This is a genomic window from Streptomyces incanus, assembly GCF_042656345.1.
GTDB lineage: Bacteria > Actinomycetota > Actinomycetes > Streptomycetales > Streptomycetaceae > Streptomyces > Streptomyces incanus.
On sequence record NZ_JBHSPC010000100.1, the window covers coordinates 174,599 to 183,380 of the forward strand.

5 protein-coding genes are annotated in these 8,782 nt (G+C 72.9%); 3 read left to right on the plus strand and 2 right to left on the minus strand.

Translation table 11 applies throughout. The features are described from left to right. The first annotated feature begins 90 nt into the window (after positions 1 to 90). Complete coding sequence (locus ACFP2V_RS29490) at positions 91 to 909, plus strand: carbohydrate ABC transporter permease (protein ID WP_381218334.1); 819 nt, start codon at positions 91 to 93, stop codon at positions 907 to 909. Between the two features lie 12 nt (positions 910 to 921). Beyond that, positions 922 to 3,855, plus strand: a complete 2,934-nt coding sequence (locus ACFP2V_RS29495) for a glycoside hydrolase family 2 TIM barrel-domain containing protein (RefSeq protein WP_381218335.1) — start codon at positions 922 to 924, stop codon at positions 3,853 to 3,855. Positions 3,856 to 4,653: 798 nt separating this feature from the next. On the opposite strand, the gene ACFP2V_RS29500 is transcribed toward ACFP2V_RS29495, so the two are convergent. Together ACFP2V_RS29500 and ACFP2V_RS29505 are read right to left on the minus strand one after the other, a co-directional pair. Then, a complete protein-coding gene (locus tag ACFP2V_RS29500; protein WP_381218336.1) occupies positions 4,654 to 5,187 on the minus strand; it encodes a hypothetical protein in 534 nt (177 codons plus the stop codon). After that, complete coding sequence (locus ACFP2V_RS29505; protein ID WP_381218337.1) at positions 5,184 to 6,935, minus strand: PHP domain-containing protein; 1,752 nt, start codon at positions 6,933 to 6,935, stop codon at positions 5,184 to 5,186. The genes ACFP2V_RS29500 and ACFP2V_RS29505 overlap by 4 nt, the downstream gene beginning before the upstream one ends. A gap of 434 nt (positions 6,936 to 7,369) precedes the next feature. On the opposite strand from ACFP2V_RS29505, the gene ACFP2V_RS29510 reads away from it, so the two are divergent. Then, positions 7,370 to 8,782: prenyltransferase/squalene oxidase repeat-containing protein (locus ACFP2V_RS29510; protein WP_381218338.1), on the plus strand; the 1,413-nt coding region annotated here is incomplete at its 3' end.

Here is an 8,782-nt window from a genome sequence, read left to right on the forward strand (position 1 = left end):
TCCTCCCGGTCCGAAGGGTCCGCGGGCAGCGGGCCGCGTCGGGGCGTTCACAGCGGGCGGTCGGGCAGGCGTGGCCGCCGGCGCGGCAGTGTGCTCGGGTCCGCGGGCCTGTACGCCGCGACCTGCCTCGCCGCGCTCCTCTTCCTCGTTCCCTTCTACCTGATCCTCCGCAACGCCCTGGCCACCGATCCCGAGATCACCGGTGAGGAGTGGACGTTCTTCCCGTCCGACATCCAGTGGGGCAACATCACCGAGCCGTTCGACGACCCGACGGTCGACTTCGCCCGGTCGCTCTGGAACTCGGCGGTCGTCGGGATCCTGCATACCGTCGGCACACTGCTGGTCTGCTCGCTCGCCGGGTACGGGCTGGCCCGCATCCCGTACCGGCATGCCAACAAGGTCTTCTACGCCGTGCTGGGGACCCTGATGGTGCCGACGGCGGTCACCTTCGTGCCCAGTTTCGTGCTCGTGTCGTCCCTCGGCTGGGTGGACAGCTACCGGGGCCTGATCATCCCGGGCCTCTTCAGCGGTTTCACCTGCTTCCTTTTCCGGCAGTACTTCCTGGGGTTCCCCAGAGAGCTGGAGGAGGCGGCGCGGGTGGACGGGCTCGGCTACTGGGGCGCGTACTGGCGTGTCGTCGTTCCGAACTCGCTGAACTTCTTCGCCGCCATCGCGACGATCACCTTCATCAGCGGCTGGAACTCCTTCCTGTGGCCGCTCGTCATCGGCCAGGATCCGAGCGCCTGGACCGTCCAGGTCGCCCTCTCCTCCTACATGACCAACCAGACCGTCAACTTCCATCTGATCTTCATGGCCACGGCCATATCCATCCTGCCCCTGGTCTGCGTCTTCCTGTTCCTCCAGCGCTGGCTCGTCCAGGGCATCGCACAGACCGGCATCAAGGGCTGAGTCAGGAGACCGATGTCTTTGCGCACGACGGCGACCGACTACGTCGAGGACGTCTCCCCCGGCCGCGGGACCCTTCCCCCACGCGCCCGGTACGCGTCCTCGGACGCGGTGTCCCTTTCGCTGAACGGCAGTTGGCGGCTGCGCCTGTCGGCGACCGCGGACGCCGAGGACGACGCGTTCACCGCTCCCGGATACGACGCCGGCGACTGGGCGGAGGTGACCGTCCCCGGCCACTGGGTCCTCCAGGGCGACGGCGCCTTCGGGGCCCCCGCCTACACGAACCACCTCTACCCGTTCCCCGTCGATCCGCCGTACGTCCCCACCGAGAACCCGACCGGCGACCATCTGCACGTCTTCGACCTGCCTCAGGACTGGCCCGCCCCGGCCGAGGGCGACGACGCCGTGCTGCGCTTCGACGGGGTCGAGTCCTGTGCCCGGGTGTGGCTGAACGGCACGGACATCGGGGAGTTCAAGGGGTCGCGGCTGCCGCACGAGTTCGCGGTCGGGGCGTTGCTGAAGCCCGCCGGGAACGTTCTCGCGGTCCGTGTGCACCAGTGGTCGGCCGGTTCGTATCTGGAGGACCAGGACCAGTGGTGGCTGCCCGGCATCTTCCGTGACGTGGCGCTGCTGCACCGGCCGGCGGGCTGCGCCGGCGACTTCTTCGTGCACGCCTCCTACGACCATGTCACCGGGGAGGGCACCCTGCGCGTCGACTCCGACACCGACGGGCGGGTGACCGTACCGGAGCTGGGCATCGATGTCGCGACCGGGGAGCCGGTGGCACTGCCGGTCGATCCCTGGTCGGCGGAGAGGCCCCGCCTCTACGACGGGGCGCTCGCCACGGCCGGTGAACGCGTCCCGCTGCGGGTCGGGTTCCGCACCGTCGCCCTGGAGGACGGCCTGATCAAGGTCAACGGGAAGGCGGTCCTCTTCAAGGGGGTCAACCGGCACGAGTGGCATCCCGAGCGGGGCCGCGCGCTCGACGCGGACACCATGCGCGAGGACGTGCTGCTGATGAAGCGGCACAACATCAACGCCGTCCGCACCTCCCACTACCCGCCGCATCCCGCCTTCCTCGACCTCTGCGACGAATACGGGCTGTGGGTCGTCGACGAGTGCGACCTGGAGACCCACGGCTTCGTCGAGCAGGACTGGCGCGACAACCCCACCGACGACGACCGCTGGACCCCCGCCCTGCTCGACCGTGCCGCCCGCATGGTCGAGCGGGACAAGAACCACCCGTCGGTCGTGATGTGGTCGCTCGGCAACGAGGCGGGCACCGGCCGCGGTCTGACCGCGATGGCCGACTGGATCCACTCCCGGGACCCGGCCCGCCCGGTGCACTACGAGGGCGACTTCGACTGCCGTGACACGGACGTCTATTCACGGATGTATCTGCCGCACACCGAGGTGGAGCGGGTCGCCCGCGGGCTCGACGGCGGCTCCCGGCGAAGGCGCCGGCTCCCGCTCATCCTCTGCGAGTACGCGCACGCCATGGGCAACGGCCCCGGCGGACTCGCCGACTACCAGGCCCTGTTCGAGCGGTACGACCGGCTCCAGGGCGGCTTCGTCTGGGAGTGGATCGACCACGGCGTCCGGCATCCCGAGCTCGGCTACGCCTACGGCGGCGACTTCGGCGAGGAGCTGCACGACGGCAACTTCGTGTGCGACGGGCTGCTGTTCCCGGACCGTACGCCGTCGCCGGGGCTGATCGAGTACAAGAAGGTGATCGAGCCGGTCCGGATCGAGGCCGGTGACGTGGCCGGCACCGTGCGGGTGACCAGCCGGTACGACTTCGCCGACCTGTCCGCCCTGGAGTTCACGTGCTCCCACCAGGTGGACGGGCAGCCGGCCGGCACCCACCGGCTCGCCGTGCCACCGCTCGCCCCCGGGGAGTCGGCGGAGGTCAAGCTGCCCGAGGCGCCGGACGGCAGGGGCGCGGAGGTCCATTGGACGGTACGCGCCCTGCTCGCCGACGACACGCCCTGGGCGGGAGCGGGCCACGAAGTGGCTTGGGGGCAGGGGACGGTGGCCCACCGGACAGCCGTGCCCGCGGTGGGGTCCGGGTCCGGCGTACGGCCCGTCGCCGACGACGACCGGATCACGCTGGGCTCCGCCTCCTTCGACGCCCGTACCGGCGCGGTGCGCACGATCGCCGGTGTCGCGGTGGACGGGCTGCGCCTCGACGTGTGGCGGGCGACGACCGACAACGACGACGGCGCGCCCTGGCAGCCGGACACCCGGTACGGGCCGCTCTGGCGGGAGTGGGGACTGCACCGCATGCGGCACCGGACGGTCGCCGTCGAGGCGGGCAGTGGCAGTGCCGGTGGAGGCGCCGGTGGAAGCGACGGTGAGGCGCTGGTCGTGCGGACACGAGTGGCCCCGGCCGGACGTGAGGGGGGACTGCGGGTGACGTACCGCTGGACCTCCGACGGCACCCTCGTACGGCTGACCGTGTCGGTCTCGCCGGAGGGCGACTGGACGGTGCCGCTGCCCCGGCTCGGGATCCGCTTCGGGCTGGACGCCTCGGTCACCGGGAGCGCCCGTTGGTTCGGCGGCGGGCCCGGCGAGGCGTATCCGGACACCTCGGCGGCGTCGCGGCTGGGCCGGTGGGAGGCCTGCGTGTCGGACCTGCAGACGCCCTATGTCCGCCCGCAGGAGAACGGGGCGCGGGCCGACGTACGCCGGGTGGAGCTCGGCGGGCTCCGGATCGAGGGCGACCCCGAGTTCTGGTTCACCGCCCGTCCCTGGACGAGCGAGCAGCTCGACGCGGCCCGGCACCTCACCGATCTCGTCCCCGGTGACACGGTGTGGGTGAACCTCGACCACGCCCAGCACGGCATCGGCTCGCAGTCCTGTGGTCCGGGCCCGCTCCCGCGGTACGCGCTGAGGGCCGAGCCCGCGGAGTTCTCGTTCGTCTTCTCCGCGGAACAGGGTTCCGGCTGAGGCCGGGCGGCCGCCTCACGCCGGGCGCGGAACGCCTGCGCCCGGCGGTCGTCGTCCGTCCCGAGGTCCGGCCGGGCGAGCAGCGCTTCCGGCAGGGGGTCCATGCCCGGCTCCGCGGAACTGCTGCCGCCCCCGGAGCCGGCAGCGCCGGCACCCTCCCCAGCGGTGTCCTTGTCGCCGTCCCCGCCCGTGCCGACATGATCGTCCAGCCGGGCCGGGGTCCCCGGCCACCGCCGGGGTGAGGTCCGGCAGCCGCAGGAGGGCTTCGAGTACGAAGCGGGCCCGCCACTCGGACGCATGGTGTTCCAGCCAGGTCGGCGACCGGGCGACCGCCGCCGCGCGTTGTCCGCCGTGCGGCCGGGGAACGAGACGTGGGCGGCCAGGGCCTGTCCCGCCCTGCCGTCGGCGCCGTGGAAGCCGAGCCACCGCACGGCGAGGGCGGTGGCGTCGAGCGCGCCCGTCGTGGGGCCCGGCTCGCTCACCGGCGTGACGGGGATGCGGCGGGCCTTCGGGTCCCGCCCGAGACATGCCTGAAGGGCCGTCGGAGTCCGCTTGTCACCGTCGCTTCGGATACGGATGCGCATGCCCGCTGCCTCTCCCCGTGGATGCCCTGCCGCAAGTCCCGATGCTGGTCGAGCTGATCCCCTTCAGGGAGCGTCCTGCCCGAGAGGGCGCGGGCGGGTCGCCACACGGAGTGTCCTGCCCCGGTAGGTGACCGAACGTCCCCGTGCCGGCCCGGCGGTGCGGGCCGGCACGGGGACGCCGGCGTGCGGGCGTGCGGGCCGGGGTGGGGTTCGGTCAGTGGTCCGCGCAACAGGGCGTGGGATCCGGGGACTCGAAGGGGACGAGGGCGCCGCCCCTCGCCGGCGTGGCGGCGAGGACGAGCTCGCCCTGCTGCCACTGCGGGCGGACATGGTCCCGTGTCACCATCCGGGTTCCGGGATCGGGTGCGCCCGGTGCGCCGAGGACGGTCACGTGGTCGATCGCGGACCCCGCGACCAGTTCCGCGACCGTCATCGTGCCGGTGAGCGCCGACGCCCCCGGGTAGACCACGGCCCGGCCGAACGCGTCGGGCAGGCCGGCCGACAGCTCTCCGTGCCCGCCCGCCGCGAGCCGCGCCCACGTGGTGCGCAGGTACGGCTCCGACGGCAGGGACAGGGAGACGGTGACCCGCGGGCGGTCTCCGCGCACCAGGTGCGTACAGCCGAACATCCCCTCCGACAAGCCCAGTTCGGCTGCCAGCCGCTGGATGAGACGGTCGGCGCTCCGCAGGTCCCGGATACCCGCGTCGACGGTGAGGGCGTGGGTATGGGCGTGGGCGCGGGGTGTCACGCGGGCAGGACCCATACCGGGTTGGAGTAGAACCACAGGTCGCGCCAGGGGTCGGCGTCGCCGACGACGTCGATGGCGGGGCCCGCCGGGTCGACCTTGGCGCCCATCGCGCCGACGGCGGACCGGTTGCCGTCGGAGCCGCGCAGCCGGACGTACAGCGGGCGGTCGACGCGGCCGAGGTCGTACGTGACGCGGACCGTGCCGGCCGTCTTGTCGATGTCGTACGAGCGGGTGACCTTCGCGGTGGGCGCGGTGAAGGTGTCCTTGTCGGCGACGGGGCCGGTGACGTCGCCCTGGATGACGTCCACGCGGGCCAGCTTCGGTAGGAAGCCCGCCCAGTTGGTGCCGCCGGCGAGCGCCACGTCGGCGGTCAGGGTGACCTTGGTGCCCTTGCGGACGTGCAGCGCGCCGCCGAGGGTGGCCCAGCGGCCGTCGCCGGAGACCCGGACGTCGAGGCCGCTGATGAGCTGGCCGTGGTCGACCCAGATGCGGCCGGCGCGGATGCCGTCCATGACGGCGGCGTAGGAGAAGCCGTCGGCGCCGACGTGGGTGCGGCTGTACTGGCCGGGCCAGTAGTCGCCCTGGGTGATGTCGATCTGCCCGTTGTACACAGGGTCCGGGTAGCGGCCGTCGGTGGTGAAGTCGCCGCCGGTGCCGCGCGCCCCGGTGTCGGCGTAGACCTGGTGGGAGTCGGAGTTGGCGGTGATCCACCAGGGGCGGCCCTCGGCGAGGAGGCTGTCCCACAGGCCGCCGACGGTGGCGGTCATCCAGTCGAAGCCGCCCCAGGTGCGGTAGCTCTCCAGCGGGTAGCCGGCGAAGGAGTTGGCGCTGGGGTTGTTGTCGTAGATGCCGCGGGCTCGGCCCATACCGAGGGGCGCGGGCAGACCGGCGGCCTGGTGGCCGGGGGCGCCCTCGAAGCCGACGGCGATCCGGTGGCTCTCCGGGGTGGCGTCGCGCCAGGCGCGGATCTCGTGCGGGGAGTCGACACCGCGCCGCGCCGGGTGGTTGGCGAGCATCAGGGCGTCGTCGATCTTGCGCCGTCTCACCTGCTCGGCGAGGAACTCCAGGCCCGCGACGGCGAGCGCCTCGTTGGCCGGGGTGGAGTCGGAGGTGCCCTTCACGCTGCCGTCGTAGTCGTTCTCGAACTGCTTGAGGACTGCGACCTCGTTGCGGCCGGGGTGGACGAAGACGGTGCCGTGCTCGGCGGCCGGGATGTTCCATTCCAGGCCCTGGAAGACCAGGGTGTCCTTGTGGGCGGCGCGGGCCTCCTTGATGTCCGGGTTCACCTTCTCCACGCCGATCCTGGCGTGCGTTTCGCTGCCGTGGTCGGTGATGACCAGCCAGTCCATGCCGTGCTTGGCACCCTGGCGGACCTGGTCGACGACGCGGTACTTGCCGTCGCTGCTGTACTGGGTGTGGATGTGGTGGTCACCGGCCAGCCACAGGAAACCCCTGCCCTTGCCCCGGCCGCTGCCGCGGCTGTTCCCGCCGGACTGGGCGGGTGCGGCGGCCGCGGTGCTCGAGGACAGCACGCTGCCGGCCGTGAGGCCCACGCCGAGCAGCCCGGCCCGGCGCAGCAGGGTACGGCGCGACTTCTGCTCCGGGGAGAGGGCCTCGTCGGGCACGGAGGTGTCGAAGGCGGCGGGCAGCGGCGCCGTCGCCTCGTGCTGGTGGCCGTCCCCGTGGTGGTGATGGTGCGGCCCGTGCGCGTGACCGTGGCCGTGGCCGTGCGTGTGCCCGTGTCCCATATCAGTGCCTCCTGGGTGCCACCGGTGGGGGCGGCTGTCTTCCGCGGCGCGATCACCCCGCGTGTGGAGGATCGGGGTACCGCGTGAACGTCGTACGACGTGGGGGTGAGCGGCACATGCCCCTGATGCGGCGGCTCACCGCACCCGCCCTTCCGGTCGCCCCGGGTCGCGGTCCGGACACCGCAGGTCGCACACCACGGATGCCGTGTGGCGCACTGGAGTTTCCGTGCCCCGCGCCAAAGACGCGGTGCCGCGCACCGGCACAGAACAGGCGACAAGCTCCCCCTCGCGCACCGCCGTCACGGGTCGCCGTCACGCATCGGGCGGCCGTGCCGGGTGTGAGACGGCGAAAACAGCGGTACGGACGTTGAACCGGAGCCGTTTTCCTAAGATGGAACGAACGTGGACGTCATATGCCGTCCAACGGAAGGGGGATGAAGCACGCCTTGTCCCAACAGCAGCTCGGCCGCGGCCCGTTGCGGCCCACTCCCCCGGATGATCCCACTCCCGCCGACCCGGACGACGGGGCGTCCCGGCCGACCCGGTTCGTGGGCTGGCTGGGTGGGCTGGGGTGCGCGGCGGCCGGATACGCCGTGTTCCAGTTCCTGTTCGAGGTGCTGCCCGACTCCGTCGACGGGGAGGCGGCGAAGTACCTGGTCGCCTCGGTGAGCGGCCTCGGCACCGCGCTCTCCGCATGGCTCGCGGCGGCACTGCTGCGGGCCCGCACGACAGCGCCGGCACCGCGACCGCTGCCGCGGCCCGCGACCGGGACCACGCCCCCGGCCGGCAGCCAGGTCCCCGGCCCGCTTCCTCAGCTCTTCGCGGCCACCTACGACACGCTCGTCGGCGAGGTGTCGGTCGTCGAGGATCCGGAGCGCGGACGGCTCGTCGGCTGGTCGCACTCACTGGGCGAGAGCTCCCCGTCCCGCCCCACCTCGGTCGGGACGGCGTACGGGCTGCAGACCATGCTGGATCTGGGGACGACCGACGGACGCCTCTCCACGGGTGAACTCGCCGACACGCTCTGGCGGTTGCGGCTGCCGGACGGCGGCTGGTCGGCCCGGTCGCAGGGCGCGCGGGCCCGGCCCGAGGTGACCGCGCTGGTGCTGGGCGCGCTGGCCCGCGCGGGGGCGTCCCGGGGCGGACGGCTGGCGCGCGAGGTGGACCTCTGCACGGCGGCCTTCACCCATGACGCCGACCGCGCGGGACGCGAGTCGACCCACGTGATGACGACGGTGCTGCGCGGGCTGCTGCGCGCCGCGCCCGACTGCGACGCCCTGCCGGTACTGCGCGAGGCGCTCGTCGACGGGGCGGTGAGCGATCCGCACCGGAACCGTCTGCGCTGCTGGGGTTACCGGCTCGATCCGCCGCCCCCGCACCCGTCACCGGTGCACACCGCCCAGGCGGTGCTCGCGCTCGACCGGGCGGCACGCGTCCTGGGCGAGAGCCCGGCGGTGCGGGCCGCCCGGGAGGACGGTGTGCGCTGGCTGCTGTCCTGCCCCGACGCGGCGCACCACGACTGCCGGGACCTGGAGAACGGCCGCGACGAGGTGCGCCGCCCCCGTCCCGACGACCCGGCGCGCCACGAGGTGCTGAACGTACGGCACTTCACCGCGTCCTGGGTCGTACGCGCCCTGCTGTGCCGGGGCTCGCTGGAGGTGGCCCGCCAAGGCGGCCTGGAGGAGACCTGGCGGGAGCTGCTGGACGGCGCGGCCGCCTGCGTACGCGCAGGGCAACAGGACGGCATCTGGTCCTGGGCGCAGAGCGAGAACACGGAGCTGCGGCGCCCGCTGTGGATGACGTATCAAGGGGTGTCGGCACTGCGTGCCCACGCGGTGTGGACCTAT